This window comes from Sphingomonas sp. 35-24ZXX (genome assembly GCF_000786215.1).
GTDB lineage: Bacteria > Pseudomonadota > Alphaproteobacteria > Sphingomonadales > Sphingomonadaceae > Blastomonas.
This window is the reverse complement of record NZ_JROG01000004.1, coordinates 791672-818253: the sequence shown is the minus strand read 5'-3', so window position 1 is coordinate 818253 and position 26582 is coordinate 791672. Positions and strand designations below refer to the sequence as shown.

At 64.6% G+C, this 26582-nt stretch carries 25 protein-coding genes; 14 read left to right on the top strand and 11 right to left on the bottom strand.

What is annotated here, in order from left to right; translation table 11 throughout:
- Nucleotides 1-16 precede the first annotated feature (16 nt).
- Both phoB and LI72_RS12010 read left to right on the top strand, forming a co-directional pair.
- Nucleotides 17-712: a phosphate regulon transcriptional regulator PhoB gene (gene phoB, locus LI72_RS12015; RefSeq protein WP_017669853.1), complete on the top strand. Its 696-nt coding sequence runs from the start codon at nt 17-19 to the stop codon at nt 710-712.
- A 162-nt stretch (nt 713-874) separates the two neighbouring features.
- Nucleotides 875-1771 (top strand): SDR family oxidoreductase, encoded by an 897-nt coding sequence (locus LI72_RS12010; RefSeq protein WP_033926358.1) that lies wholly within the window; start codon nt 875-877, stop codon nt 1769-1771.
- Nucleotides 1772-1914: 143 nt separating this feature from the next.
- Here the strand turns inward: LI72_RS12010 and serB are convergent, their stop codons facing one another.
- Complete coding sequence (gene serB / locus LI72_RS12005) at nt 1915-2793, bottom strand: phosphoserine phosphatase SerB (RefSeq protein ID WP_033926028.1); 879 nt, start codon at nt 2791-2793, stop codon at nt 1915-1917.
- Here serB and miaA point away from each other — a divergent pair.
- The 12 genes from miaA (at nt 2786) to LI72_RS11945 (ending at nt 16317) form a co-directional block, all read left to right on the top strand.
- Complete coding sequence (gene miaA, locus LI72_RS12000; protein ID WP_033926027.1) at nt 2786-3751, top strand: tRNA (adenosine(37)-N6)-dimethylallyltransferase MiaA; 966 nt, start codon at nt 2786-2788, stop codon at nt 3749-3751. The genes serB and miaA overlap by 8 nt on opposite strands.
- A 225-nt stretch (nt 3752-3976) precedes the next feature.
- The gene (gene ilvB / locus LI72_RS11995) at nt 3977-5725 is read left to right on the top strand and encodes a biosynthetic-type acetolactate synthase large subunit (protein ID WP_033926026.1); all 1749 of its coding nucleotides are present in this window, start codon (nt 3977-3979) and stop codon (nt 5723-5725) included.
- Between the two features lie 115 nt (nt 5726-5840).
- On the top strand, nt 5841-6356 hold the full coding sequence (ilvN, locus tag LI72_RS11990) for an acetolactate synthase small subunit (protein WP_033926025.1): 516 nt from the start codon (nt 5841-5843) through the stop codon (nt 6354-6356).
- Between the two features lie 119 nt (nt 6357-6475).
- A complete protein-coding gene (gene ilvC / locus LI72_RS11985) occupies nt 6476-7495 on the top strand; it encodes a ketol-acid reductoisomerase (RefSeq protein ID WP_033926024.1) in 1020 nt (339 codons plus the stop codon).
- Between the two features lie 7 nt (nt 7496-7502).
- Nucleotides 7503-8642: an 8-amino-7-oxononanoate synthase gene (locus LI72_RS11980; protein ID WP_033926023.1), complete on the top strand. Its 1140-nt coding sequence runs from the start codon at nt 7503-7505 to the stop codon at nt 8640-8642.
- On the top strand, nt 8639-9256 hold the full coding sequence (bioD, locus tag LI72_RS11975; protein ID WP_033926022.1) for a dethiobiotin synthase: 618 nt from the start codon (nt 8639-8641) through the stop codon (nt 9254-9256). The genes LI72_RS11980 and bioD overlap by 4 nt, the downstream gene beginning before the upstream one ends.
- On the top strand, nt 9253-10506 hold the full coding sequence (locus LI72_RS11970; protein WP_033926021.1) for an adenosylmethionine--8-amino-7-oxononanoate transaminase: 1254 nt from the start codon (nt 9253-9255) through the stop codon (nt 10504-10506). Before bioD ends, LI72_RS11970 begins: the two co-directional genes overlap by 4 nt.
- Before the next feature lie 86 nt (nt 10507-10592).
- Nucleotides 10593-11216 carry a YceI family protein gene (locus LI72_RS11965; protein ID WP_033926020.1) on the top strand — a complete coding sequence of 208 codons (624 nt, stop codon included), beginning with the start codon at nt 10593-10595 and terminating at the stop codon, nt 11214-11216.
- Nucleotides 11217-11374: 158 nt separating this feature from the next.
- The gene (locus tag LI72_RS11960; RefSeq protein WP_033926019.1) at nt 11375-12043 is read left to right on the top strand and encodes a DUF2490 domain-containing protein; all 669 of its coding nucleotides are present in this window, start codon (nt 11375-11377) and stop codon (nt 12041-12043) included.
- A gap of 363 nt (nt 12044-12406) precedes the next feature.
- Nucleotides 12407-14071, top strand: a complete 1665-nt coding sequence (gene leuA / locus LI72_RS11955; RefSeq protein WP_033926018.1) for a 2-isopropylmalate synthase — start codon at nt 12407-12409, stop codon at nt 14069-14071.
- A 234-nt stretch (nt 14072-14305) separates the two neighbouring features.
- A complete protein-coding gene (locus tag LI72_RS11950; protein ID WP_033926017.1) occupies nt 14306-15280 on the top strand; it encodes an NAD(P)H-dependent flavin oxidoreductase in 975 nt (324 codons plus the stop codon).
- A gap of 116 nt (nt 15281-15396) precedes the next feature.
- A complete protein-coding gene (locus LI72_RS11945; RefSeq protein WP_033926016.1) occupies nt 15397-16317 on the top strand; it encodes a hypothetical protein in 921 nt (306 codons plus the stop codon).
- Between the two features lie 16 nt (nt 16318-16333).
- On the opposite strand, the gene LI72_RS11940 is transcribed toward LI72_RS11945, so the two are convergent.
- The 10 genes from LI72_RS11940 to clpB form a co-directional block, all read right to left on the bottom strand.
- Nucleotides 16334-16633 (bottom strand): putative quinol monooxygenase, encoded by a 300-nt coding sequence (locus tag LI72_RS11940; RefSeq protein ID WP_033926015.1) that lies wholly within the window; start codon nt 16631-16633, stop codon nt 16334-16336.
- 11 nt (nt 16634-16644) lie between these two features.
- Nucleotides 16645-18564: a potassium transporter Kup gene (locus LI72_RS11935; RefSeq protein ID WP_033926014.1), complete on the bottom strand. Its 1920-nt coding sequence runs from the start codon at nt 18562-18564 to the stop codon at nt 16645-16647.
- Nucleotides 18565-18749: 185 nt separating this feature from the next.
- Entirely contained in the window at nt 18750-19451 is a 702-nt protein-coding gene (locus LI72_RS11930; protein ID WP_033926013.1) for a tetratricopeptide repeat protein, read from the bottom strand.
- On the bottom strand, nt 19451-19840 hold the full coding sequence (locus LI72_RS11925) for a cytochrome c-type biogenesis protein (RefSeq protein ID WP_231562454.1): 390 nt from the start codon (nt 19838-19840) through the stop codon (nt 19451-19453). Before LI72_RS11925 ends, LI72_RS11930 begins: the two co-directional genes overlap by 1 nt.
- A gap of 137 nt (nt 19841-19977) precedes the next feature.
- Complete coding sequence (locus LI72_RS11920; protein ID WP_033926012.1) at nt 19978-20505, bottom strand: DsbE family thiol:disulfide interchange protein; 528 nt, start codon at nt 20503-20505, stop codon at nt 19978-19980.
- Nucleotides 20502-22484, bottom strand: coding sequence for a heme lyase CcmF/NrfE family subunit (locus LI72_RS11915; protein ID WP_033926011.1), 1983 nt, complete (start codon nt 22482-22484; stop codon nt 20502-20504). Before LI72_RS11915 ends, LI72_RS11920 begins: the two co-directional genes overlap by 4 nt.
- Nucleotides 22481-22933, bottom strand: a complete 453-nt coding sequence (ccmE, locus tag LI72_RS11910; protein WP_033926010.1) for a cytochrome c maturation protein CcmE — start codon at nt 22931-22933, stop codon at nt 22481-22483. The genes LI72_RS11915 and ccmE overlap by 4 nt, the downstream gene beginning before the upstream one ends.
- 27 nt (nt 22934-22960) lie before the next feature.
- Nucleotides 22961-23089, bottom strand: coding sequence for a hypothetical protein (locus tag LI72_RS20640; protein ID WP_269429436.1), 129 nt, complete (start codon nt 23087-23089; stop codon nt 22961-22963).
- Nucleotides 23086-23817 (bottom strand): heme ABC transporter permease CcmC, encoded by a 732-nt coding sequence (ccmC, locus tag LI72_RS11905; protein WP_033926009.1) that lies wholly within the window; start codon nt 23815-23817, stop codon nt 23086-23088. Before ccmC ends, LI72_RS20640 begins: the two co-directional genes overlap by 4 nt.
- A gap of 169 nt (nt 23818-23986) precedes the next feature.
- On the bottom strand, nt 23987-26566 hold the full coding sequence (clpB, locus tag LI72_RS11900; RefSeq protein ID WP_033926008.1) for an ATP-dependent chaperone ClpB: 2580 nt from the start codon (nt 26564-26566) through the stop codon (nt 23987-23989).
- Nucleotides 26567-26582 lie beyond the last annotated feature (16 nt).

The following is a 26582-nucleotide window of genomic DNA, read 5'->3' as shown; positions in this document are numbered from 1 at the left end:
GGAAAGCACATATACGATGACGACTCCTCATCTGCTGCTGGTTGAAGACGACATGGCTCTGTCCGAGCTGGTGTCCTGGCACTTCGACAAACAGGGCTTTCGTGTCAGCCACACGCCCGATGGCGAAGAGGCGATGCTGATCGCGCGCGAGGAGCGGCCCGATATCGTGCTGCTCGACTGGATGATCGAGAATCTGTCGGGCATCGAGGTCTGCCGCCGCCTGCGCCGCGACAACGACACCTCGAACATCCCGATCATCATGATGTCGGCGCGCGGCGAAGAGGAAGACCGGGTGCGCGGTCTGGACATCGGCGCGGACGATTATGTCACCAAGCCCTTCTCCCCCCGCGAGCTGATCGCCCGGGTCAACGCGGTGCTGCGCCGCGTGCGCCCGGCGCTGGCGGGCGAGGCCCTGAGCTTTGCCGACATCGAGATGGACACGGTCGGCTACAAGGTGAAGCGCGCCGGGCAGACCATTCCGCTGGGCCCCACTGAGTTCCGCCTGCTGCGCCATTTCCTCGAGCACCCCGGCTGGGTGTTCTCGCGCGAGCGGCTGCTCGACAGCGTCTGGGGGCATGACAGCGACATCGAGATTCGCACCGTCGACGTGCATATCCGGCGGCTGCGCAAGGCGCTGAACGCGCATGGCCAGCCCGATATCATCCGCACGGTGCGCTCAGCCGGCTATGCGCTGGACAGCGAACTGGCCTGATCGCCGTAACGTCAGCGCCGCTTTACGCGAACGTCAATCGGGCCTGCGGTTGTCGGGGCGCAGCTTGGCGCTTGCCAAGCGCCGCAACATGGCTAAAACCCGCGCCATTCCGCGCGGATTTGTCGCGCGCCTGTGTAAACCATGCCCGAGAGGATGCTTGCCATGACCATCAGTTTCAAGGACCGCGTTGCCATTGTCACCGGCGCAGGCGGCGGCCTGGGCCGCGCTTATGCGCTCGATCTTGCCGCGCGCGGCGCCAAGGTTGTCGTCAACGATCTGGGCGGTGCCCGTGACGGCACCGGCACCTCGGATGCTGCCGCGAAGGTGGTCGAAGAGATCAAGGCTGCTGGCGGCGAAGCCATGGCCAATGGCGGCAACGTCACCGAATACGAGCAGATGGTCGAAATGGTCGCCAAGGCCAAGGAAGCCTGGGGCGGCGTGCACGTTCTGATCAACAATGCCGGCATCCTGCGCGACAAGAGCTTCGCCAAGATGGAGCCTTCGGATTTCGATCTGGTGGTCAAGGTCCACCTGCTGGGCTCGGCCAACTGCACCAAGGCGGTGTGGGAAACGATGCGCGAGCAGAACTATGGCCGCATCCTGATGACCGCGTCGTCGACCGGCCTTTATGGCAACTTCGGCCAGGCCAACTATGGCGCCGCCAAGCTCGGCCTCGCCGGCCTCACCAAGACGCTGTATCTGGAAGGCGCGAAGAACAACATCAAGGTCAACACGCTGGCTCCCGTAGCCGGTACGCGCATGACCGAAGACATCTTCCCGCCTGAAGCCTTCGCCGCGTTCAAGCCTGAAAACGTCGTCCCCGCCGCTGTCTATCTGGTGTCCGAAGACGCACCGACCAACATGATCATCGGCGCAGGCGCAGGCGCATTCCACGCCGCCTATGTCACGATGACCCAGGGCGCGGCCCTTCCCGAGGGCGAGCGCACCGCCGAAGGCGTTGCACGCATCTTCGACAAGATCACCGACCGCACCGGCGAGACCGTTCCCCAGTCTGGCAGCGAACAGGCGATGACGATCATGCGCCTGCTGCAGGGCTGATCTGCCCAGCGCAACAAGGGCCCATTTCCCGTCACCCCCGCGTTCGCGGGAATGACGAGCAAGGGGTCGGATGGCTGAGCCAAGGCCTATAAGATCGTTCAAAATTGGGGGTGTGGCTCAGGCCACGCCCCTTTTTTGTGCGATCAGTCGGACCAATCACCCCGCGGGATGCCGAGCGCGTGGAGCAGCGCGGTCCAGTCGCCATGCGCGATATGGCCGTCTGCCGCCGCGATCGCGGCAGGCTTAGCGTGATAGGCGATGCCGGTCCCGGCAGCCTTGAGCATCGGGATGTCGTTCGCGCCGTCGCCCAGGGCGATCACCTGCGCTGCCTCCAGCCCGTGCCCGACCGCCTGCTCCATCAGGATCGCCGCCTTGCGCGCGGCATCGACGATGGCGCCTTCCAGCTCGCCGGTCAGATGGCCGTGATCAATCACCAGCCGGTTGGCGAACACCGCATGAAAGCCCAGCTCCGCGCCGATGACATCGGCAAAGGAATGAAACCCGCCCGAGACCAGCACGCAATCACACCCGCGCGAACGCAGCGTGCGCACCAGCGTGCGCGCACCGGGCATCGGCTGGATGCGATGGCCCAGGCAATCGCCGATCACATGCTCGCTCAGCCCCTTGAGCAGCGCGACGCGCTCGCGCAGGGCCGCCTCGAAATCGAGCTCGCCCTGCATCGCGCGTTCGGTGATCTCGGCAACCTGCGGCTTGACCCCGGCATAATCGGCAAGCTCGTCGATGCACTCATTGGCGATCATCGTGCTGTCCATGTCGGACATCAGCAGGCGCGGGGAACGCGCCGCCTCGTCGAGCACCAGCACATCGGCGGCGGTGCGCAGCGAATCGAGCGGGGCGTTGGCGGCTGCCGCATCGCCCGTGAAGTGCAGCGCGCCGACAAGCCCGGGTTCGATCCACTGGCTTTGCCCGACCACCAGCCCGGCCTGATGCAATCTGTCGGCGGCGGCGTTTAGCTCTCCCGCTGGGAGGGGCTCTGCTGCTATCAGCGTGGCTATGGGCACAAATACTTCCCCCGATGCAGCCGGAAACACCCGTCCGGCGGTGGCGCTTATTGCCGGACCAACCGCCAGCGGCAAGAGCGGATTGGCGGTCGCCTATGCCCAGCAGCTGGAAGCGCGCGGCCAGCGCGCGGTGATCATCAATGCCGACAGCGCGCAGGTCTATGCCGATCTGGCGATTCTGAGCGCACGGCCGACCGAGCAGGAGATGGGCAGGATCGAGCACCGGCTGTTCGGCTATATCGACGGCGCCGAGGCCTGTTCCGCCGCGCGCTGGGCGGCCGATGCCCGGTCAGAGATCGCCGCTGCGCAAGCCGCAAGCGCGCTGCCGATCCTGGTCGGCGGGACGGGCCTGTACATCCGCACATTGCTCGACGGTATCGCCCCCATCCCGGAGATCGATCCTGCGATCCGCGAGGCGGTCCGCGCGATGACGGTCGATGATGCCTATGCCGCGCTCGCCCGCGAAGACCCCGGCAGCGCTGCGCGGCTGGCCCCGGCCGATACCACCCGCGTCGCCCGGGCGCTGGAGGTTGTCCGCTCCACCGGGCAGACGATCACCCACTGGCAGGCGCACAAGCAGGGCGGCATCGGCGATACGGTGGCGATCAAGGCTCTGGTGCTGCTGCCCCCGCGCGACTGGCTGCTGGCGCGCTGTGACAGGCGGTTCGCCGCCATGCTGGAGTCGGGCGCACTGGACGAGGTCGAAACCTTGCTCGCGCGTGCACTGCACCCCGATCTGCCGGTGATGCGCGCCATTGGCGTGCCCGAAACCGCCCGGCTGCTGCGCGGCCTGACCAGCCCGCAGCAGTGCCTGGCCGATGGGCAACTGGCCACAAGGCAATATGCCAAACGGCAATACACCTGGTTCCGCAACCAGACTCCAGCGGACTGGCAGCGGCACCATGAGGAACTTTCAGATAGTCGTAGGCTCAATTTTGATATTTTATTTCCGGATTAGCTGTTGACACAGCATTTTATGTCTCTTAGAGCGGCGGTGTCACGACGTTGCTGCCAGCGTTCCACGACACGTCACACCTATTCCCAACCCGGCGCGGGCCTCCTGCGCCGGGTTGATTTTCGCCGGTTCCGGTACTCGTGGGGCGCGCGGCAGCTTATGGTTTTGCAACATCGGTCCGCTTTGTCTAAGCGGGCTCACGTTTTTTGAAGAAGTAAGGCTTTCATCATGGCCGAATTGAGCGGCGCGCAGATATTGGTTGAAACGCTGGTCGAACAGGGTGTCGAGGTGATCTTCGGCTATCCTGGCGGCGCGGTGCTCCCGATTTACGACGCGATCTTCGGTCACCCCTCGCTGCGCCATATTCTGGTGCGGCACGAACAGGCCGCTGCGCACGCCGCAGAGGGCTATGCCCGTGCCACCGGCAAGCCCGGCGTCGTGCTGGTCACCTCGGGCCCGGGGGCTACCAACGCGGTCACCGGCATCACCGATGCGCTGATGGATTCGATCCCGATGGTCGTCATCACCGGCCAGGTAGCGACCAACCTGATTGGCACCGATGCCTTTCAGGAGGCCGATACCATCGGCATTACCCGCCACTGCACCAAGCACAATTATCTGGTGAAGGACCCGGCAAAGCTTGCCTCGACGGTGCGCGAAGCCTTTCACATCGCGACGCAGGGCCGCCCTGGCCCGGTGCTAATCGACATCCCCAAGGACGTCCAGGTCGCCACCGCCACGCATGATGCCGATACCCCTGCCCGCCCCAATCTGCGCTATGCCCCGGTCAAGCAGGGCACCGCGGATGACATTGCCACTGCGGCCAGGATGATCGCGGAATCGACCAGCCCGGTGATCTATTCGGGCGGCGGCGTCATCAACGCCGGGCCCGAAGCGAGCACATTGCTGCGCCGGTTGCAGGCGATGACCGGCGCGCCGGTGACCTCGACGCTGATGGGTCTGGGCGCCTTTCCCTCCGAACATGCCGACTGGCTGGGCATGCTGGGCATGCACGGCACCTATGAAGCCAACATGACGATGAACCGCGCCGATCTGGTGATCTGCGTCGGCGCGCGCTTCGACGACCGCGTCACCGGACGGCTCGATGCGTTCTCGCCCAGCTCGAAGAAGATCCACATCGATATCGATCGGTCGTCGATCAACAAGACGGTGCGCGTCGACCTCGGCATTGTCGGCGATTGCGCGACGGTGCTGGGCCAGATCATCGATGCGCTCGATGCGATGGGTCATGGCCCACGCGACCTGTCCGAATGGAAGGCGCGGATTGCCGGCTGGCGCACCCGCGAATGCCTGGCCTATCCGGCCAGCGCGTCCGAAATCATGCCGCAGCTGGCGATCGAGCGGCTGTATGCGCTGACCAAGGACCAGAGCCCGATCATCTCGACCGAGGTCGGCCAGCACCAGATGTGGGCCGCGCAGTATTTCCGTTTCGAAGAGCCCAACAAGTGGCTGACCTCGGGGGGGCTGGGCACCATGGGCTATGGCCTGCCCGCCGCGATCGGCGCCCAGCTCGGCAACCCCGAAGCCTTGTGCATCGACATTGCCGGCGAAGCCTCGATCCAGATGAACATCCAGGAGCTGGGCACCGCGACGCAATACCGCCTGCCGGTCAAGATCTTCATCCTCAACAACGAGTACATGGGCATGGTGCGCCAGTGGCAGCAGCTGACCTATGAAAGCCGCTATTCGGAAAGCTATTCCGATGCGCTGCCCGATTTCGTCGCATTGGCCGAAGCATATGGCTGGAAGGGCATCCGCATTTCCGATCAGGCAGAGCTGGACGCAGGAATCCAGGCGATGATCGATCACCCCGGCCCGGTCATGGTCGACTGCCGCGTCGCCAAGCTCGCCAACTGCCTGCCGATGATTCCGTCGGGCGCGGCGCACACCGACATGATCCTGTATGGCGACGAGGTTGCCGGGACCATGGAAGACGAAGCGAAAGCCCTCGTCTGATGCGGTTCTGCCCTTCCCGTGCCGTCCCACTGGCGAAAGCCGGTTTGCCCATCCTGCTAGCGTGGCATCATGCCCCGGGCAGCATCGGCTTTCACCCCTTCTGAAAGATCGCCCCATGCACATCCAGCAACAGGCATCCGAACGGCACGTCCTGACCGTGACCGTCGACAACGAGGCAGGTATCCTCGCCAAGATCGCGGGCATGTTCACTGCGCGCGGCTATAATATCGAAAGCCTGACGGTGGCCGATATCAGCGAGGATCACGCCACCAGCCGCATCACCATCGTCACGGTGAGCCCGCCTGCGGTGATCGACCAGATCATTGCGCAGCTCGACCGGCTGGTCGCCGTCCACCGCGTCGCCGACCTCACCGAACTGGGGCCGCATGTCGAGCGCGAACTGGCGCTGATCAAGGTCGCAGGCGCGGGCGAGCACCGCATCGAGGCGCTGCGGCTGGCGGACATCTTCCGCGCCCGCCCGGTCGATACCAGCACCAGCAGCTTCGTGTTCGAGATTTCCGGATCGGTCGAGAAGATCAACCAGTTCATCGCGCTGATGCGCGAGGTCGGGCTGGTCGAGGTCGCCCGCACCGGTGTCGTCGCCATGACCCGGGGGGCCGAGGCGGGTTAACGTTTATTGTACCACCATATCGTCACCTCCGCGCACGCGGGGGTCCCGCTTCTGCATAACCGCAGCGGGCTTTCCGCTGCCGCGGGAATGACGAAAACGATGAGAAATGGGGAAAGACTATGCGCGTTTTTTATGATTCCGATTGCGACCTGAAGCTGATCGCCGACAAGAAGATCGTCATCGTCGGCTATGGCAGCCAGGGCCATGCCCACGCGCAGAACCTGCGCGACAGCGGCGTCAAGGATGTCGCGATCGCGCTGCGTCCCGGCAGCGCCACCGCCGCCAAGGCCGAAGGCGCGGGCTTCAAGGTGCTGAGCAACGCCGATGCCGCCGCCTGGGCCGATATCGTGATGATCCTGGCACCCGACGAGCATCAGGCCGCGATCTATGCCGATGACTATCACGCCAACATGAAGCCCGGCGCGGCGCTCGCCTTCGCCCACGGCCTCAACATCCATTTCGGCCTGATCGAGGCGCGCGAAGACCTCGACGTCATCATGATCGCGCCCAAGGGCCCCGGCCACACGGTGCGCAGCGAATATGTCCGCGGCGGCGGCGTGCCCTGCCTCATCGCGGTCGAACGCGACGTTTCGGGCAACGCGCATGACATCGCGCTCGCTTATGCATCGGGCGTCGGCGGCGGCCGCAGCGGCATCATCGAAACCAACTTCCGCGAAGAGTGCGAAACCGATCTGTTCGGCGAGCAGGCGGTGCTGTGCGGCGGCCTGACCCATCTGATCCAGGCCGGGTTCGAAACGCTCACCGAAGCCGGCTATGCACCTGAAATGGCCTATTTCGAGTGCCTGCACGAGGTGAAGCTGATCGTCGACCTGATGTACGAAGGCGGCATCGCCAACATGCGCTATTCGATCAGCAACACCGCCGAATATGGCGACATCACCACCGGCCCGCGCATCATCACCTCGGAGACCAAGGCCGAGATGAAGCGCGTGCTGGAGGACATCCAGCAGGGCCGTTTCGTCAAGAATTTCGTGCTCGACAACCGCGCCGGCCAGCCTGAGCTGAAGGCCGCGCGCAAGCTGGCCGCCGCGCACCCGATCGAAAAGACCGGCGCGCAGCTGCGGGCGATGATGCCGTGGATCGGCGCGAACAAGCTGGTCGACAAGGCGAAGAACTGACCCTTCGTTGAACACGCCCTTTTTCGAGGACCATGCAGCGCAACTCGAATCCCTGAAAAGGGGTTCGAGGCTGCGTGCGCTCGGGCCCCGCGAGGGCAAGGATTTCGCCTCGAACGATTATCTGGGACTGGCGGGCTCCACGCTGCTGCACGATGCCCTGCGCGAGGGCATGGCACTGGGCCTGCCCGCAGGCTCGGGTGGATCGCGGCTGCTGCGCGGCAACCATGCAGCGCACGAGGCGCTGGAAGCCGATGCAGCAGCGCATTTCGGATCCGAAGCCGCGCTGTTCTTCGCGACCGGCTTTGCCGCCAATGCGGCCCTGTTCGCGACGCTGCCGCAGCGCGGCGATCTGGTGGTGCACGACGCACTGATCCACGCCTCTGCGCATGACGGCATGAAGCTAGGCCGCGCCGAAACGCGCGTCGCCGCGCACAACGACCCCCAGTCCTTCGACGACGCCATCACCACATGGCGGCTTGCCGGCGGCACCGGCCGCGTGTGGATCGCGGTCGAAAGCCTCTACAGCATGGATGGCGACTGCGCTCCGCTGGCAGATTTGGCCGACATCGCCGCGCGCCATGATGCCGTGCTGGTGATCGACGAGGCGCACGCGACCGGGGTGTTCGGCATCGGCGGTGCAGGGCTTGCGCATGCGCTGGCGGGGCAACCCAATGTCATCACGCTGCACACCTGCGGCAAGGCCTTGGGCTGCGAAGGCGCGCTGATCTGTGCGCCGCGCGTGGCCATCGATTTCCTGGTCAACCGCGCGCGGCCCTTCATCTTCTCCACCGCGCCTTCGCCGCTGGTGGCGCACATGGTGCGCAAGGCGCTGGCGCTGGTGGCAGGGCATGACGACTGGCGCGAGGACCTGTTCGCGCGGGTCGCCGAAGCGCGCCGCCTGCTTGCCGCCCGGCTGGGCGCTTCGCCATCCAACACCCAGATCCTGCCCGTCATCATCGGCGACGATGCCCGCACGATGCGCATCGCCGCCGCGCTGCAGCGTCAGGGCTTCGACATCCGCGGCATCCGCCCGCCGACCGTGCCGCAGGGGACCGCTCGGTTGCGCATTTCGATTACCCGCAACGTGACAAAGGGTGATATCGGCGCGCTCTCCGAATCACTCGACAGGATCATGATCCCCGCATGAAACCCCGCTTTGTTGTGACAGGCACCGACACCGATATCGGCAAGTCGGTGTTCAGTGCTGCCCTCGTTCAAGCTCTGCAGGCCCGCTACTGGAAGCCGGTGCAATCCGGCCTGGAGGGCGAAACCGACACCGCGTTCGTCGAACGCATGGTGCCGGGATCGACGCTGCCCGAAGCCTGGCGGCTGGTGACCCCGGCCTCGCCGCACCTCGCCGCCGAGATCGACGGCGTGGAAATCGATACCGATGCCTTGAACCCGCCCACCATCGATGCACCGTTGGTGATCGAAGGCGCAGGCGGCGCCCTGGTGCCGGTGACGCGCAATGTGCTCTATGCCGATGTGTTCGCGCGCTGGCAGATTCCGGTCATCGTCTGCGCGCGCACCGCCTTGGGCACGATCAACCACAGCCTGATGACCGTCGAAGCGCTCAAGGCGCGCGGCGTGCCGATCCACGGCATCGCGTTCATCGGCGAGGCCATGCCCGACAGCGAGGCGACCATCCCGGCGATCGCCGGCGTGCGCCGCCTGGGCAGGCTCGACAGGCTCCCTGCCATCACGCCGGAGGCGCTGCGTGCGGCGTTCGCCGCCGGGTTCGACATCGCCGATTTCACATGAGCGGCTCCCCGGTCTGGCATCCCTTCACCCAGCACGGGCTGGGCGAAGACATTCCCCTGATCGCGCGCGGGCAGGGCGCGGTGCTGCACGGCGCCGATGGCCGGACATGGATCGATGCGATCTCGAGCTGGTGGGTGACAACGCACGGCCACGCGCACCCGCGCATCATGGCGGCGATCCGGGCCCAGAGCGAGCAGCTGGACCAGATCATCTTTGCCGGCTGGACGCACGAACCCGCCGAGACATTGGCGCACGGTCTGATCGAGATCACGCCGCCAGCGCTGACCCGCGTGTTCTTCAGCGATTCAGGCTCCACCGCAGTCGAGGTCGCGCTGAAGATGGCGCTGGGATACTGGCACAACCGCAAGCAGCCGCGCCAGGGCATCATCGTGATGGAGCACAGCTATCACGGCGACACCATCGGCGCGATGTCGGTCGGCGCGCGCGGCGTGTTCAACCGCCCCTATGCGTCGCTGCTGTTCGATGTCACCGCTGTCCCCTTCCCAGCTGAAGGCGCCGAACAGGCGACGCTCGACGCGCTGGAGGCCGCGTGCAAAGCAGGCGCGGCGGCGTTCATCGTCGAGCCTTTGGTGCTGGGTGCGGGCGGGATGCTGATGTATCCCCCGTCTGTGCTGGCCCAGATGGCGGCGATCTGCGCCCGCCATGACGTCCTCTTCATCGCCGATGAAGTGATGACCGGCTGGGGCCGCACAGGGACGATGCTGGCGTGCGAGCAGGCGGGCGTCGTCCCCGATATCCTGTGCCTGTCCAAGGGGCTGACCGGCGGGTCGATGCCGCTGGCGGTGACTTTGGCGCGCGAGGACATCTTCATGGCGCATTGGTCGCAGGACCGCGCCGACTGCTTCTTCCATTCGAGCAGCTACACCGCCAATCCGATCGCCTGCGCGGCAGCGGTGGCCAATCTGGCGATCTGGCGCGACGAGCCGGTGCAGGCGCGGATCGATACTCTGGCGGCACTGCAGGCGGCAGAACTGGTTGCCATCGCCAGCCACCCGCAGGTGGTCAGCACCCGGCAATGCGGCACCATCGCCGCGTTAGACCTGCACGCCGATGCGAGCGGCTACCTCTCCAACTGGGCAGTTCATCTGAACGCGTTCGGCAAGGCGCATGGCCTCCTGATCCGTCCGCTGGGCAACACGGTCTATGTCATGCCGCCCTATTGCATCACCGCCGAGCAGCTGGCCCAGGTCTATGCCGTGGTGCTTGCCGGGCTCGATCGCGAAACGTAAACGGTGCGTTGCATTTATGAGCGATTGACTTGCAGCGGCGTGGAACCCAGTTTCCGGGTTCCTACCCCCCTCCCAAGGAGTTCGTCATGCGCAAGACTCTCGCTATTCTCGCTCTCGTCGCCGCCACCCCCCTGATCGGCCAGGGCATGCAGTTGCCCGGCCAGAAGGACGCCAGCCGCGTCACCGCCGGCACCTACAAGACCGATCCCGGCCACTCGCTGATCGGCTGGGAGGTCAATCATTTCGGTTTCAACGATTATTACGGCCTGTTCGGTGACATTGCCGGCACGCTGACGATCGACCCTGCCAACCTCAACGCCTCGAAGGTCGATGTCACGATCCCCGTCGGCAAGGTGACCACCGCCAGCGCGGGCCTTACCAGCCACCTGCTGCGGGCAGGCAAGGACGGCGGCAAGCCCGACTTCTTCGGCCCCGCGCCCGCCGATGCGCGCTTCGTCTCAACCAAGGTGGTGGCCAGCGGCATGACCGCCAAGATCACCGGCAATCTGACGCTGAACGGCGTCACCAAGGAAGTGACCTTCGACGCCGAGTTCACCGGCGCGGGCGCCAACCCGTTCAACAAGAAGGCAACGATCGGCTTCGAAGCCGAGACCGAAATCAAGCGCAGCGATTTCGGCATCGCCTACGCGCTGCCGATGGTCAGCGACGAAGTCGAACTCGACATCAGCGTCGCGTTCGAAAAGCAGTAATTGTGACATCTCTCCCCGGCCTCGCGCCGGGGAGAGGACTTGCTGCGGCGATCCGTCGAAACCCCGTTTGCTGCGCCCGTACCGCGCAACGAAAGACCTGCCCAGTGCCATGCGCGACATACAGGTCTGCGCGAGCCTCTCCATAAAAGTGATTTTCCATGCCACTGCGCCTGCTGTGCTGCGCCATCATCTCGGCGATGCTGAGCTCGCCCGCTATGGCGAGCGAGGATGATTTCAACATCTGGCTCGGCCAGTTCGCAACCATCAATGCGAGCGATGACGTCTATGTGCGGGTCGAAGCCCAGGAACGGTTCACAAACGATGCCGATCGGCTGGGCCAGCTGCTTCTGCGCTCACTGGTCGGCTACCGGCTGAACCGCGACACCAGCATCGGCGCGGGCTATGCCTTTATCCATACCAACCCTGTCGGCCCGGCAGAGCTGAACGAACACCGTTTCTATCAGGAGTTCAATACCCGTCTGATTTCGACCGGACGTGGCCTGACACTCGATTCACGGACGCGTCTGGAACAGCGGACCTTCGAGCAACGCAGTGGGACCGGATGGCGCCTGCGGCAATTCGTTCAGCTGCGCGTGCCGATCAGCCAGCACAACAAGCTCGTCGCCTATAGCGAGCCGTTCTTGGACCTCAACCAGACCAGCGTTCAGCGCGGCGGGCTTTCGATCTGGCGCAACTTCATGGGGGTTTCCATTCCCTTGGCCAAAGGCGTGGAGGTGGTGCCGGGATATCTGAACCAGTATGTTGTGCGCGATGGCCAGGACCGCTCCGACCATACCGCCAACGTCAACCTGTTTATGGCCTTCTGACCGGACAGCCAGGCCGCCCCACGCTGAATGCTGCGTGTTTGGGCAATCTCCATTCGCTTGCAGCATGCTGGATCCAAAGACAGGCCCGCATGCTGGCGATCATCGGAAGTGTCGCCGTATTTCATTTTTTTGTTGCGCATTTCCGCCCGTTCACGCAATGACGCGGTGATAATGACACGCCCGGCTCTTCTTCTTGGACTGCGACTTACACGCCCTTAGGCGTGTTGTGTGTCTGTGCGTCGATGCGGCGCGCCACGCCTAAGGGCTTTTTCACCTGCCAGCATCCCAAGCGCCCGTCACCGGTTGCGCTGATCGCTGGTCACCCTTATCGCACCACCAGATAATCAGGGGCGCCTTTCAGCCATGCCGATGCTCAACAATCCTTCGCAAAAATACCGATCCTTTCCGCGGGTCGACCTGCCGAACCGCACTTGGCCTGATGCGGTGATCACCGCGCCGCCGCGCTGGCTGTCCACCGACATGCGCGATGGCAACCAGGCGCTGATCGATCCGATGGACGCGGCCAAGAAGCAGCGCTTCTTCGACCTGCTGGTCAAAATCGGCCTCAAGGAGATCGAAGTCGGCTTTCCGTCCGCCGGCGAGACCGAATTCAACTTCATCCGCGGGCTGGTCGATGGCGGCAAGATTCCCGAGGACGTCACCGTGCAGGTGCTGACCCAGTCGCGCCGCGATCTGATCGAACGCAGCTTTGAAAGCCTCGCCGGCGTGCACCGCGCCATTGTCCACCTCTACAACGCCGTCTCGCCCGCCTGGCGCGAGATCGTGTTCGGGCTGGACCGTGCGGGGGTGAAGGCCATCGCGGTCGAAGGCGCCAACATCCTCAAGGAACAGGCAGCGAAATACCCTCAGACCGACTGGCATTTCGAATATTCGCCCGAAACCTTCTCCACCGCCGAGCTCGATTTCAGCCTGGAGGTCTGCGAGGCGGTGATGGAGGTGCTTCAGCCGACGCCCGAAAAGCCGCTGATCCTCAATCTGCCCGCCACGGTCGAGGCCTCGAGCCCCAATATCTATGCCGACCAGATCGAATGGATGTGCCGCCATATCAGCAAGCGCGATTGCGTGATCATCAGCCTGCATCCGCACAATGATCGCGGCTCGGGCATTGCCGCGGCAGAGCTCGGCCTGATGGCCGGCGCGGACCGGATCGAGGGCTGTCTGTTCGGCAATGGCGAACGCACCGGCAATGTCGATCTCGTCGCGCTAGGCCTCAACATGTACACCCAGGGCATGCACCCGGGGCTCGATTTTTCCGACATGGACGAGATCGTCAAGACGGTCGAATATTGCAACCAGTTGAAGGTGCCCGAGCGGCATCCGTATGCCGGCGAACTGGTGTTCACGGCCTTTTCGGGAAGTCATCAGGACGCGATCAAGAAGGGCTTTGCCGCGCAGGAAGCGCGCAACGACCAGCTGTGGCTGGTTCCCTATCTGCCGCTCGACCCGGCGGATATCGGCCGCTCGTACGAGGCCGTCATCCGCGTCAACTCGCAGTCGGGCAAGGGCGGCGTCGCCTGGGTGCTCGAACAGGATCAGGGCTTGAAGCTGCCCAAGCGTCTGCAGGCCGATTTCAGCAAGACCGTGCAGGCGCTGGCGGATGCGAAGAGCATGGAACTGTCGTCCAGCGATATCTGGCAGGCGTTCCAGACGCGCTACCGGCTGGATGGCGAAGGCAAATACCGGCTGGTCGACTATGAAGAGCGCAAGGCGGGCAGCGACCGGCTGTTCGTCGGGCGGATCATTGCGGACGGCCAGGAAATCCCGGTCAGCGGCCGCGGTAACGGGCTGATCTCGGGCGTGGTCGATGCGCTGTCCGCCGCGCTCGGCATCGCCATCGACATCGCCGATTACCGCGAGCATGCGATCGGCGCCGGATCGAAGGCACGCGCCGCCGCCTATGTCGAATGCGCGATCGACGGCCGCTCGCCGTGCTTTGGCGTCGGCGTCGACGAGGATGTCGCCACCGCCTCGATCAAGGCCGTATTGAGCGCGCTCGAAGAGATTTGAACCCTGAAATCCTCCCCGAGCTTGCTCGGGGAGGGGAACCGTTCGCGAAGCGAATGGTGGAGGGGTTCTACGCAACGGTAGCCAAGGGCCCCTCCACCATCCTGCGGATGGTCCCCCTCCCCCAGACAAGCTGTGGGAGGATTTTTATCACCCCAAGCCGTTTTCTTTCAAAACTTAATCGCCTGGTTAAGAATGCCTCTGGACAGCCATAGAACGATGGCTAATGTCGCGGCCATGACCATGCCATCCCCGCTTTGCGACAAGCTGCGCCTGCCCGTCATCGGGTCGCCGCTCTTCATCATCTCCGGCCCCGAACTCGTCATTGCGCAATGCAAGGCGGGTGTGATCGGCTCGTTTCCGGCGCTCAACGCGCGGCCGCAAAGCCAGCTGGACGAATGGCTGCATCAGATCACCGAGGAACTGGCCGAATACAACCGCGCCAATCCCGATGCGCCTGCCGCGCCTTATGCGGTCAACCAGATCGTCCACAAATCGAACGACCGGCTGGAGGCCGATATCGCCACCTGCGCCAAGTGGCAGGTGCCGATGGTGATCACCTCGCTCGGCGCGCGCGAAGACCTGAACAAGGCGGTGCACGATTGGGGCGGCATCACGATGCACGACGTGATCGACGACCGCTTTGCGCGCAAGGCGATCGAAAAGGGCGCCGACGGCCTGATCCCGGTCGCAGCGGGCGCCGGCGGCCATGCCGGGACGATCTCTCCCTTCGCGCTGATGCAGGAAATTCGCCGCTGGTTCACCGGTCCGGTGGCGCTGTCAGGTTCGATCGCCAATGGCGCGGCCATCCTGGCGGCCCAGGCGATGGGCGCGGACTTTGCCTATATCGGTTCGGCCTTCATCGCGACGGCTGAGGCGCGCGCGGACGAGGGCTACAAGAACGGCATCGTCGAGGGCAAGGCCGCCGACATCGTCTATTCGGACCTGTTCACCGGCGTTTCGGGCAATTACCTGCGCCAGTCGATCGTCAATGCCGGGCTCGACCCGGACAACCTGCCCAAGGGCGATTACAGCACGATGAACTTCGGCTCGGGCGGCAACACCGACGCCAAGGCCTGGCGCGACATCTGGGGCAGCGGCCAGGGCATTGGCGCGGTCGACAAGGTCGACACCGTCGCCGACATGGTCGGGCGCCTGACTCGCGAATATCACGCGGCCAAGGAATCGCTGCTGGCGCGCTCTGCCTATTGATGGCGGCGGCGGCGCTCCGGTTCAGGAGTGCGAGCCCCTTCGGTCATCCACCGTTCAGGCCGCATAGTGCCAAATCCCCCTCGTTACGGGCACGTTTTGAGGGGGATTTGGCCATCATGCGGATCAATGCTGTCGCTACGACTGTCGCACTCGCCTTTTCGTGGCAAGCCATGGCAGCGAGCAAGCAAGCGTTACCCGAAGAGCTTGTCCTGACAGGCAACAACCTGATCGACGTCACCATCAACGGCCTGCCGCTCAAGCTGGAAGTCAGGCCCGAAGCCGCGGACGCGCCGACACTCAACCCCGATGTGGCCGCAAAGCTGCAGCTGAAGCCCGGCATGTTCGGCTTCATCACCGCTGTCGGCTCGGAGCGGGTCAGCGGTGATTCTGCTGTGCACAAGGTCGACTATGGCGCCGGGGCCAAGAACCAGCGGATTTTCTGGGCCAACCGTGCGTCTTCGACCATTGCCGATGGCATCATCAGCCCCGCCTCCCTCCCCTACAAGCGGGTGCGGTTCCAGCTGGCTCAGCCCGCACCGGGCGAGCGCACGCAGCAGCTGCCGCTCGACAATTTCGGCTTTCTGGGTCGGGGCGGCATCGGCACGACATTGCCCGTCGATGGAGGGGACATCCGTTTCCAGTTCAGCCTGCAACGCGCCGAAACGCTGACCAGCGCGCCCACCGGCAACTGGCTGGCGCACAACCGCGATGGCCGGTTCACCGGCCCGCCGAAGCAGACGCTGATCTATTTCGGCATTCAGCGCCCGACCCGCGAGATGACGCTGGCGAAGCCTGTCGCCATCGGCGAGACCCTGCTGACGACGGTGGACGTGCGCTACAGCGACTATGGCGATGCCTCAGGCATTGCGGAGCAGGCCCCCGAGGGCGCGGACTCCGACGAGATCGTCGTGGTGGCCAAGAAGGACAAGAAGGTCGACCTGCGGATCGTTGCCGGACGACGGTTTCTGCAAGGCTGCTCGAGCCTGCTTTACGACCTGCAGCAGCGCAACCTGACGTTGAGCTGCAAGACCGGCTGACGACCGGGAAACGCGCTCAGAGCGAGCGCGATCCTGTGACATCATAAGCAGTAATCGTCCGGTCATGGATGCCGTGCGCAGCGCTGGCGGCGCGCCATTCGGCCATGTGCGCGCTGGTCGCGTGCGCCTTGAGCGCGGCTTCGTCCTCCCAGGATTCGCTGACCCGGATCAGGCCGGGCTCCACGATATCTTCGGAAAAGGCATAATGCCCGCAGCCAGGCTCGGCGCGGCTCAAGTCGATCATGCGCGCCATCGCCGGCTTCACCGCATCAAGCTGGTCCAGAGGAAAACGATAATAGCCTGCAATCACGATCATTCCGGAACCCCTCAAATTTCGAGCTGGCTGCCCAGCTCGACCACGCGGTTCGAGGGCAGGTTGAAGAACTCCATCGGGCTGGCCGAATTGCGCAGCATCCACGCGAAGATCTTCTCGCGCCACACCGGCATGCCGGGCCGTTCGGCGGTGAGCAGCGTCTGGCGCGAAAGGAAGAAGCTGGTCTGCAGCATCTCGAACTTGCCGCCGCACAGCTCCTTCACGTCCTTGAGCGCCGCGGGCACATCGGTCGACTGCATGAAGCCGTAACGCAGGATCATCCGGTAGAAGCCATGGCCCAGGCTTTCGACCTGGAACCGGTTGGCCTCGGTAACATAGGGCACTTCCATGATCTGCACGGTGAGGATGACCACGCGCTCGTGGATCACCTTGTTGTGCTTCATGTTGTGCAGCAGCGCGGTGGGCACGCCGGTGGTGGCCGATGCCATGAAGATCGCGGTGCCCTTGACGCGGGTGGCCGAGCCTTGCGCGGATTTGACGAACACCTCGATCGGCAGCGCGCTCTCGATCATCGTCTCGCGCATCAGGTTGCGCCCGCGCGCCCAGGTGGTGAGCAAGGTGAAGGTGAACGCGCCGATCACCAGCGGGAACCAGCCGCCATCGGGGATCTTGGTGGCATTGGCGAGGAAGTACGCGCCATCGACCACCACGAAGGTGACGATGACGGGGATCGCCATCCACAGCTTCCATTTCCACATCGCGATCAGCAGCACCGCCATCAGGCAGGTATCGATCAGCATCGCCCCGGTCACCGCGATGCCATAGGCCGCGGCGAGATTGCTGGAGCTCTGGAAGGTCAGCACCAGCAGCAGCACCGCGATCATCAGCACCCAGTTGATCAGCGGAATGTAGATCTGGCCGCTTTCAGACGCGCTGGTGTGCTTGATCGACAGCCGCGGGATATAGCCCAGCTGGATCGCCTGATGGGTGATCGAGAAGGCACCCGAAATCACCGCCTGGCTGGCGATGAACGTCGCGCAGGTCGCCAGCAGCACCAACGGCAGGCGCAGGACATCGGGGGCGAGCAGGAAGAACGGGTTCTTGATCGTCTCGGCAGCAACCTCGGGGCTCATGCCGATGATCATCGCGCCCTGGCCGAAATAGTTGATCAGCAGCGCGGGCATGACAAAGGCGAACCACGACAGGCGCAACGGACCGCGTCCGAAATGCCCCATGTCCGAATAGAGCGCCTCGGCGCCGGTCACAGCCAGCACCACCGAGCCCAGGGCCAGGAACGCGTACCAGCCATCGTTGAGGAAGAAGCGGACGGCATACCAGGGGTTGAGCGCCAGCAGAATTTCGGGATTGAAGACGATCTGATAGACGCCAAGACAGGTGATCGTGGCGAAATACAGCACCATGATCGGCGCAAACAGCGTCCCGATCTTGGCGGTGCCACGCGACTGGATGAAGAACAGGAAGACCAGCAGGCCCACCGCGATCGGCAGCACCAAAGGTTGCAGCCCGGGATTGACCACGGTCAGACCCTCGACCGCCGACAGCACCGAAATCGCCGGCGTGATCATGCTGTCGCCATAGAACAGCGCGGTCGCGAACACGCCCAGCAGGATCAGCAGCCAGCCATAGCTGGTGCGTCCGATGCTGCGCGAGATCAGCGCGACCAGCGCCAGGCTGCCACCCTGCCCCTTGTTGTCGGCGCGCATCAGGATGCTGACATATTGCACGCCGACGACCAGCGTCATCGACCAGAAGATCAGGCTGACGACACCGAAGATATGCTCGCGATCCGGGGTGAGCGGATGGTGGCCGGCAAAGGTTTCGCGAAACGCATAGATCGGGCTGGTGCCGATGTCGCCGAACACGATACCGATGGCGCCAAAGGCCAGAAGCGCAACCGAACTGCTGTGCGTATCCGCATTGCCCGCTTGCTGGGCAACCTGTTCGCCCGCCATCGACCCGGCGGTTTGCGGCTGCGGCGGCGTTTCTGATGGAGTGTCTGTAATCATCGGGCAGTGTGCGAACGCATGAAGCCAAAGCCGCCTGCGCTCATCGTCCCCTTTCGCCTATCGCCAAAACGGCAATGGCACGCGGATTAGCATGCGCCATGATGCGGTGCAATATAATCGCAATGAGCGGTTTATGGTTGCGATTCAACGGGTTGTGCAGGCCCAGCAGCGGGCGGCACCGATCCGGGCATGCCCGGCGCGGGCGCGCCGTTCTGCTGAGCGATCAACGCGTCGATCCGCGCGAGTCGTCCGGTCAGGTCCTCACGCCATTCCGCCTCGGGCGGCGAACGCTCGAGAAGCTCGGCCCAGATGGCCCGCGCCTGCGGCAACTGCCCCGACGTCGCCAGCGCCAGCCCCAGGAAAAACGGCGGCGCGGGATGATCCGGAGAGAGCGTTGCAGCCTTCTGATAGGCGAATTGCGAGGCCGGGGTCAGCAGCCCGTTGCTGTGCCCGACCAGGGCATTGCCCAGCGCGACCCACAGGTCGACATCGTCGGGATAGGTCTCAAGCCCCTTGCTGAGCGCGGTGGCGGCGGTGGCGAACTTGCCCTGGCGGCTCTGCGCATCGGCAAGCACCAGCCAGGCGCGGGCATCGCCGAAATTGCCACCCATCTCGTCGCGCTGCTTGGCAAGGTCCTCGTCGAACAGGCTGAGCTTTTCGACTGGCTCCTTGGGCGATCCGGCGAGCGAGGGCTGGCCCTGCCAGGCATAGCCCGCAATTCCGATGAACAGCGCCGCGCCCGAAAGTTCCCACGCCTTGCGCGGCAGCTTGCCCAGCCAGATCATGCCGGCCATGATGAGGATCGCGACCAGCGCGACGATGATCCAGGCCATCAGCTCTTGTCTCCAGTGGCCCGCGCGCGGCCGAAACGCTTGCGCAGCAGCAATGCCGCCATCAGCAGCAGCACGATCGGCGCGGCAAACAGCGGCCAGGTCATCGCGGTGACTTGCGGCTCATACGACACCCAGTCGCCATAGCGCTCGATCAGCCACGCACGGATCGCCTCGGGGTCTTCCCCGGCCTCGATCCGCTGGCGCACCTGGTGGCGCATGTCGCCCGCCATCGGCGCATCGGAATCGGCGATCGACTGGCTCTGGCAAGTCAGGCAGCGCAGCGTCATCATCAGATCCTGCGCAGCCTTTTCCTTCGCCGGATCTTCCAGCTGCTTGTAGGCATAAGGCGCGGGCGGAAGTGTGTCTTGTGCGATTGCGGGAGCAGCCAAGGTAACGAGGCACAGTACAATCGCGACAACCTTCCCGAGTTCCCGAGCGAAGTCGAGGCACGTGCGCGCAACCGCCGCGATAAGGTCCCTCGACACGCTCGGGACAAACGGATGAGGGGCGCAGAGCTTATGCACCATCACTGCGCTTCCTTCAGCTTCTGCAGGATCATCGGCACATGCTCGGGCCGGATGTCGCCGATATGCTGGTAGGTGATGATGCCCTTGCCGTTGATCACGAAGGTCTCCGGCACGCCCGACGATCCCAGATCGAACTGGATCTTGCTGACGTCATCGGCACCGATGCGGGCATAGGGGTTGCCGTTGCGCGCCAGGAACGCCTGGACGTCGGGTCCGCGATCGCGGATCGCGACGCCATAGATATCCACGCCCGCATTGGCGAGTTGCTGCAGATACGGCGCTTCAGCGACGCAGGGCACGCACCAGCTGGCGAAGACGTTGAGCAGCTTTGGCTTGCCGTCGGTAAAGTTCGCACGGGCCACCGCAGGGCGGTCCGGCACCGCCTGGGGCAGATCGAAATCGGGCAGCGGCTTGCCGATCATCTGCGACACGATCGTCCGGTCGCCCGGCGCGATCAGCCCCGAGGCGAACACCGCAAACAGCACGCCGAACAGCGCGAGCGGCAGCCAGATGGCCCAATGTTTCATGCGAGGGCTTCCTTGCCTCCGGTCGGCAACGCGCCCGGCGCGGGCTCGGCGATCGGTTCAAGCTCGGGCTGATCCTTGCGGCGCAGATCGCGCGAGGTGCGTCCGACCAGCGAGAGGATGCCACCGAGGCCGATCATCAGACCGCCATACCAGATCAAGGGCACGAAGGGCTTCCACCACAGGCGCAGCTGCCAGCGGCCATCTTCGCCCTCTTCACCCAGCACGACATAAAGCTGGCCGTTCCAGCGTGTGAGCAGGGCAGCCTCGTTGGTGGCGGTGGGCGGCGATGCGAACATGCGCGACTGCGGGTTGAGCACCGTCTGCACGTTGCTGTCGCCATAGCGCGCGACCATCCGTGCCTCGAGCGCAGTCCAGTTGGCACCAGCGATCGGACGCACGCCCTGCAGTTCGATCGTCCAGGGGCCGACCTTGTGGCTTTGGCCGAATTCGCTCGCCACCAGCTTTTCGGTGTTGAACGCGCTTTCCGATGCCATGCCGGCCAGCGCCACCGCGATGCCCAGATGCGCGATCACCATGCCCCAGATGTGCGCAGGCGTGCGGCGCAGATTGCGCTTCCACAGTGGCAGCACGCTGGCGACGGCCAGTCCGGCGGCGAACACCAGGCCGAGCAGCGGCAGCAGGTTGATGTCACCGGCGAACACCACCACCAGCGCCAGCGCAGCAGCGGCGGCGAGCGCGGGCACGGCCATCAGGTTGGTGAGCTTGCGGCCATTGTCCGATCGCCAGCGCATCAGTGGCCCAGCCGCCATGATCACCAGCATCGGGAAGACGAAGATCGCGCTCACCGGATTGAAATAGGGCGGGCCCACCGAAACCTTGGTGCCGAACGCCTCGGTCACCAGCGGATAGAGCGTGCCCATCAACACGATGCCCAGTACGCCGACCAGCAGTACGTTGTTCATCACCAGCGCGCCTTCGCGGCTGAAGAAGTGGAACCGCGCGCCCTCGGTCACGGTCGAGGCGCGCAGCCCGAACAGCGCCAGCGCGCCGCCGATATAGATGGCGAGCAAGGCGAGGATGAAGCTGCCGCGCTCCGGATCGACCGCAAACGCATGCACGCTGGTCAAAATCCCTGAGCGCACCAGGAAGGTACCGACCATCGACATCGAGAAGGCGACCACCGCGAGCATCACCGTCCAGGCCTTGAGCGCGTTGCGCGTCGCCAGCACGCTCACCGAATGGAGCAGTGCGGTGGCAGCGAGCCAGGGCATCAGCGAGGCGTTCTCGACCGGATCCCAGAACCACCAGCCGCCCCAGCCGAGCTCGTAATAGGCCCACCAGGAGCCTGCGGTGATGCCCAAGGTCAGGAAGATCCATGCACCCATCACCCAGGGTCGCATCGCGCGGGCAAAGGCAGGGCCGACATCGCGGGTCACCAGCGCGCCGATGGCGAACGAGAAGGCGATCGAAAGCCCGACATAGCCGATGTAGAGCGTCGGCGGATGGAAGGCGAGACCGGGGTCCTGCAGCAGCGGATTGAGACCATTGCCCTCGACCGGAGCGGGGTTCAGCCGCTCGAACGGGTTCGAGGAGAACAGCATGAAGGCGTAGAAGCCGAGGCTCACGAACGCCTGGCCCGCGAGGGTCGCCACCATCGTGCGCTCGTTGAGCCGCCGTTCGAGCAGGGCGACAAAGCTGCCCGCCAGGCCCATCACGGTGACCCACAGCAGCATCGAGCCTTCATGATTGCCCCAGGCGCCCGCCACCTTGTAGATGATCGGCTTGAGCGAATGGCTGTTGGCAGCGACCAGCTTGACCGACAGATCGGTACGCAGGAACAGCACGATGAGCAGCGCGAAGGCGGTGGCCACGAGCAGCCCCTGGACCACCGCGATCGGGCGGATGGCGCGCAGGAATTCGGCGCCGCGCGCCGTCAGCGCATAGCTGCCCAGCCCCAGCTGGAGAACCGCCAGCGCCCCGGCGAGCCACAACAGCGCAAGCGCGATTTCCGCAATCATGGCTGCTGCACCGTGCCCGCTACCTCTTTGATGTCCGCTTTGGTCATGTCGCGCATCTCGCGCGGCACATAGTTCTCGTCATGCTTGGCGAGCAGATTGTCCGCCACGAAGAACCCGGCCTTGTCCATCCGGCCTTCGGCGACGACGCCCGAGCCTTCGACGAACAGATCGGGCGTAATGCCGGTGAAGCGCACGGGCACCGTGCCCTTGCCATCCTCGACGATGAAATCGATGGTGACGCCATCGGCGCGGGTCTTGATCGACCCGGTCTGCACCATGCCACCCAGACGGATCGCGCGGCCCGGCTCCACGCCCTTTTCGGCGATATCGCCCGGCGTGTAGAAATAGCTCGCCTGGTCACGCAGCGCATAGGCCGCGATCAGCCCAGCGGCGATCAGCCCAACAAAGGCGATGCAGATCAGGACGAGACGCTGGTGCTTGGCTTTCATGGGGCTGGGCATTGGGGGGTGTCCGGTTTACTTGCGCTTGAGCGCGTCGAGCCGCGCTTCTGCGCGTTTCAGGGCCATCCAGCAATAGCCGATCAGGCCGATGCTGCCGCCAATGCCAAGGGCATAGGCCATGACGACATAATGCCACTGGGTCATGCGGCAGCCAGCCTGCGCATCCGCGCCTCGATACGGATATCGGCGAGCAGGGTGCGCATGCGCATCAGCACGATCGCGCCGAAGATCAGCGAAAAGCCGATCACCGCCATGCCCAGAGGCCACAGGAACGCAGGATCGATGGCGGATTTGCCCATGGTGATGCTGGCCGGCTGGTGCAGGCTGTTCCACCACACCACCGACCGGTTGATGATCGGCACGTTGACCGCGCCGACGAGACCGAAGATCGCGGCGACACGGCCTGTTCCGGTGCGTCCGGCCGCAGCGTCCTTCTGGCTCGCATCCGCCAGCGCCATGTAGCCGAGGTACAGGAACAGCAGGACCAGCATCGAGGTCAGCCGGCCGTCCCACACCCACCATGTGCCCCAGGTCGGCCGCGCCCAGATCGATCCGGTCGCAAGGCAGAGCGCGCAGAAGAAGGCGCCGGGCAGAGCGGAGGCGCGCGCGGCGATTCCCGCGAGCGGATGCCGCCAGACCAGCTCGACCAGGCTGGCGATGGCAATGCTGGTCCAGCCCGCCATGCCCAGCCAGGCGGCGGGCACGTGAATGTACAGGATGCGCACCGTATCGCCCATCAGCCGGTCGGCAGGCGCGTTGAAAAGGCCCAGGAACAGGGCAATGGCGACCATGATCACACCTGTGACCATCAACGCCGGAGTGAGCGGGCGGGCTATCGACAGAAAGCGCGTAGGGTTGGCAAAACCGTGCATGAGCAAAAGTGCGTCAGCTTCCTTGCGCCGAGGCATATCGGCGTCGTCCCTTGTTGCCACGATGCGCCCACGGCCTCAAGGGATTTTGCGTGGGGCGGCCTGCAGACATGCCATCTGCGCCCCGGGAAAACCTGTTCCCCCTCCCTCGCCGGGAGGGGGGAATGCAGAGTTACTCTACGGCCAGCTCGAGCTGACCATCGCCATCGGTGACCTTGACCGTCGATCCATCGGGAATCTCGCCGCGCAGCAGCTTGTCCGCGAGCGCATCCTGCAGATATTTCTGGATCGCCCGTTTCAGCGGACGCGCGCCGTACACCGGATCGTATCCGACGCGGCCCAGCCACTTCTTCGCGCTGTCCGAAAGATCGATGGTGATCTTGCGATCCTTGAGCAGACGGGCGACGCGCGCGACCTGGATGTCGACGATCGGGGCCATGTGCTCTTCGCCAAGCCGGTGGAACAGGATGATCTCGTCCAGCCGGTTGAGAAATTCGGGGCGGAAGTGCCCGCGCACGACCTCCATCACCTGCGGCTCGACATCCTTGACCTTCTGGTCCTCGGTCATCCCGGCAAGATACTGGCTGCCCAGATTCGAAGTCAGGATGATCAGCGTGTTCGAAAAATCGACCGTGCGGCCCTGGCCATCGGTCAGGCGGCCATCGTCGAGCACCTGCAGCAGCACGTTGAACACGTCAGGATGCGCCTTTTCGACCTCGTCGAACAGCACGACCTGATAAGGCCGGCGCCGCACCGCTTCGGTCAGCACGCCGCCTTCCTCGTATCCGACATAGCCCGGAGGCGCGCCGATCAGCCGCGCGACCGCGTGCTTCTCCATGAATTCGCTCATGTCGATACGCACCATCGCGTTGTCGTCATCGAACAGGAAGCCTGCCAGCGCGCGTGTCAGCTCGGTCTTGCCGACACCCGTGGGGCCCAGAAACAGGAAGCTGCCGAGCGGACGGTTGGGGTCCTGCAGACCCGCACGCGACCGGCGCACCGCCTTGGCCACCGCCTCGACCGCCGCCTGCTGGCCGATCACCCTTTTGCCGATATGCTCTTCCATCTTGAGCAGCTTCTCGCGCTCGCCCGCGAGCATGCGCTCCATCGGAATGCCGGTCCACTTGCTGACGACGGCAGCGATATCGTCCTCGGTCACCTTTTCGCGCAGCATCGCGCCTTCGGTCAAAGAGACCGCCTCGGCCAGCTTGCGTTCCAGCTCGGGAATGCGGCCGTAGGACAGTTCGCCCGCGCGCGCGAGGTCGCCGTTGCGCTGCGCCTGCTCCAGCTCGATGCGCAGACCGTCGAGCTCTTCCTTGAGCTTCGTCTCGGCGTGGATCTTGTCCTTTTCGCCTTGCCAACGCGTGGTCAGCTCGGTCGACTGCTGCTCAAGCTCGGCAAGTTCCTTCTGAAGATTGACGAGCCGATCCTTCGACGCAGCGTCGCTCTCCTTGCCCAGTGCCGATGCCTCGATCTTGAGCTGGATGATGCGCCGATCGAGCCCCTCGATCTCCTCGGGCTTGCTCTCCACTTCCATGCGGATGCGGCTGGCGGCCTCGTCCATGAGGTCGATCGCCTTGTCGGGCAGAAAGCGGTCCGAGATATAGCGATTCGACAGCGTTGCCGCCGCGACAAGCGCATTGTCGGTGATCGTCACGCCATGGTGCAGTTCGTATTTTTCCTTCAGGCCGCGCAGGATCGAGATCGTGTCCTCGACATTGGGCTCGCCGACGAACACCGGCTGGAACCGCCGCTGCAGCGCGGGGTCCTTTTCGACATGCTTCTGATATTCATCGAGCGTGGTCGCGCCGATGCAGTGCAGTTCGCCGCGCGCCAGCGCAGGCTTCAAGAGGTTCGAGGCATCCATCGCCCCCTCGCCCTTGCCCGCGCCGACCAGGGTGTGCATCTCGTCGATGAACAGGATGATCTCGCCATCGGCGCCCTTGACCTCGTCGAGCACCGCCTTGAGCCGCTCCTCGAACTCGCCGCGATATTTTGCGCCCGCAATCAGCGCGCCCATGTCGAGCGCCATCAGGCGGCGGTCCTTGAGGCTGTCGGGCACATCGCCATTGGCGATGCGCAGCGCCAGGCCCTCGGCGATCGCGGTCTTGCCCACGCCGGGCTCGCCGATCAGCACGGGATTGTTCTTGGTCCGCCGAGCGAGGATCTGCACCGTACGGCGAATCTCTTCGTCGCGGCCGATGACGGGGTCGAGTTTGCCCTCGCGCGCCACCTCGGTGAGGTCGCGGGCATATTTGTTCATCGCTTCATAGCTCTCTTCGGCGCTGGCCGAGTTGGCCGCGCGGCCCTTGCGCAATTCGTTGATCGCGGTGTTGAGCGCCTCAGGGGTCAGGCCAGCCTTGGCGAGCGCATCGCCCGCCTTGGTGCCCTTGGCAAGCGCGATCGCCAGCAGCAGCCGTTCGACGGTGACAAAGCTGTCACCGGCCTTGCTGGCGACCTGCTCGGCGCTGTCCAGCAGCCGCACCGCGTCATTGTCGAGGCCCGGCGTCTGCTGCGCGCCGCCGCCCGAGACCGCAGGCACCTTGGCAAGAAGACTGTCGACTTCCTGCACCGCAACAGGGGCATTGCCACCGGCGCGCTGGATCAGGCCGGCAGCCATGCCTTCTGAATCCTCCAGCAGCGCTTTCAGGATATGTTCGGGGCTGATCCGCTGATGGCTCATGCGGATGGCAACAGTCTGCGCCGATTGCAGGAAGCCCTTGGCGCGGTCGGTAAATTTCTCGAGGTTCATGGGAGTTTCTCCACCC

Coding starts and splice junctions, on each gene's coding strand:
- phoB (WP_017669853.1), top strand. CDS start 17: ATGACGACTCCTCATCTGCTGCTGGTTGAAGACGACATGGCTCTGTCC.
- LI72_RS12010 (WP_033926358.1), top strand. CDS start 875: ATGACCATCAGTTTCAAGGACCGCGTTGCCATTGTCACCGGCGCAGGC.
- miaA (WP_033926027.1), top strand. CDS start 2,786: ATGGGCACAAATACTTCCCCCGATGCAGCCGGAAACACCCGTCCGGCG.
- ilvB (WP_033926026.1), top strand. CDS start 3,977: ATGGCCGAATTGAGCGGCGCGCAGATATTGGTTGAAACGCTGGTCGAA.
- ilvN (WP_033926025.1), top strand. CDS start 5,841: ATGCACATCCAGCAACAGGCATCCGAACGGCACGTCCTGACCGTGACC.
- ilvC (WP_033926024.1), top strand. CDS start 6,476: ATGCGCGTTTTTTATGATTCCGATTGCGACCTGAAGCTGATCGCCGAC.
- bioD (WP_033926022.1), top strand. CDS start 8,639: ATGAAACCCCGCTTTGTTGTGACAGGCACCGACACCGATATCGGCAAG.
- LI72_RS11970 (WP_033926021.1), top strand. CDS start 9,253: ATGAGCGGCTCCCCGGTCTGGCATCCCTTCACCCAGCACGGGCTGGGC.
- LI72_RS11965 (WP_033926020.1), top strand. CDS start 10,593: ATGCGCAAGACTCTCGCTATTCTCGCTCTCGTCGCCGCCACCCCCCTG.
- LI72_RS11960 (WP_033926019.1), top strand. CDS start 11,375: ATGCCACTGCGCCTGCTGTGCTGCGCCATCATCTCGGCGATGCTGAGC.
- leuA (WP_033926018.1), top strand. CDS start 12,407: ATGCCGATGCTCAACAATCCTTCGCAAAAATACCGATCCTTTCCGCGG.
- LI72_RS11950 (WP_033926017.1), top strand. CDS start 14,306: ATGACCATGCCATCCCCGCTTTGCGACAAGCTGCGCCTGCCCGTCATC.
- LI72_RS11945 (WP_033926016.1), top strand. CDS start 15,397: ATGCGGATCAATGCTGTCGCTACGACTGTCGCACTCGCCTTTTCGTGG.
- LI72_RS11940 (WP_033926015.1), bottom strand. CDS start 16,633: ATGATCGTGATTGCAGGCTATTATCGTTTTCCTCTGGACCAGCTTGAT.
- LI72_RS11935 (WP_033926014.1), bottom strand. CDS start 18,564: ATGGCGGGCGAACAGGTTGCCCAGCAAGCGGGCAATGCGGATACGCAC.
- LI72_RS11930 (WP_033926013.1), bottom strand. CDS start 19,451: ATGGCCTGGATCATCGTCGCGCTGGTCGCGATCCTCATCATGGCCGGC.
- LI72_RS11920 (WP_033926012.1), bottom strand. CDS start 20,505: ATGAAACATTGGGCCATCTGGCTGCCGCTCGCGCTGTTCGGCGTGCTG.
- LI72_RS11915 (WP_033926011.1), bottom strand. CDS start 22,484: ATGATTGCGGAAATCGCGCTTGCGCTGTTGTGGCTCGCCGGGGCGCTG.
- ccmE (WP_033926010.1), bottom strand. CDS start 22,933: ATGAAAGCCAAGCACCAGCGTCTCGTCCTGATCTGCATCGCCTTTGTT.
- LI72_RS20640 (WP_269429436.1), bottom strand. CDS start 23,089: ATGACCCAGTGGCATTATGTCGTCATGGCCTATGCCCTTGGCATTGGC.
- ccmC (WP_033926009.1), bottom strand. CDS start 23,817: ATGCACGGTTTTGCCAACCCTACGCGCTTTCTGTCGATAGCCCGCCCG.
- clpB (WP_033926008.1), bottom strand. CDS start 26,566: ATGAACCTCGAGAAATTTACCGACCGCGCCAAGGGCTTCCTGCAATCG.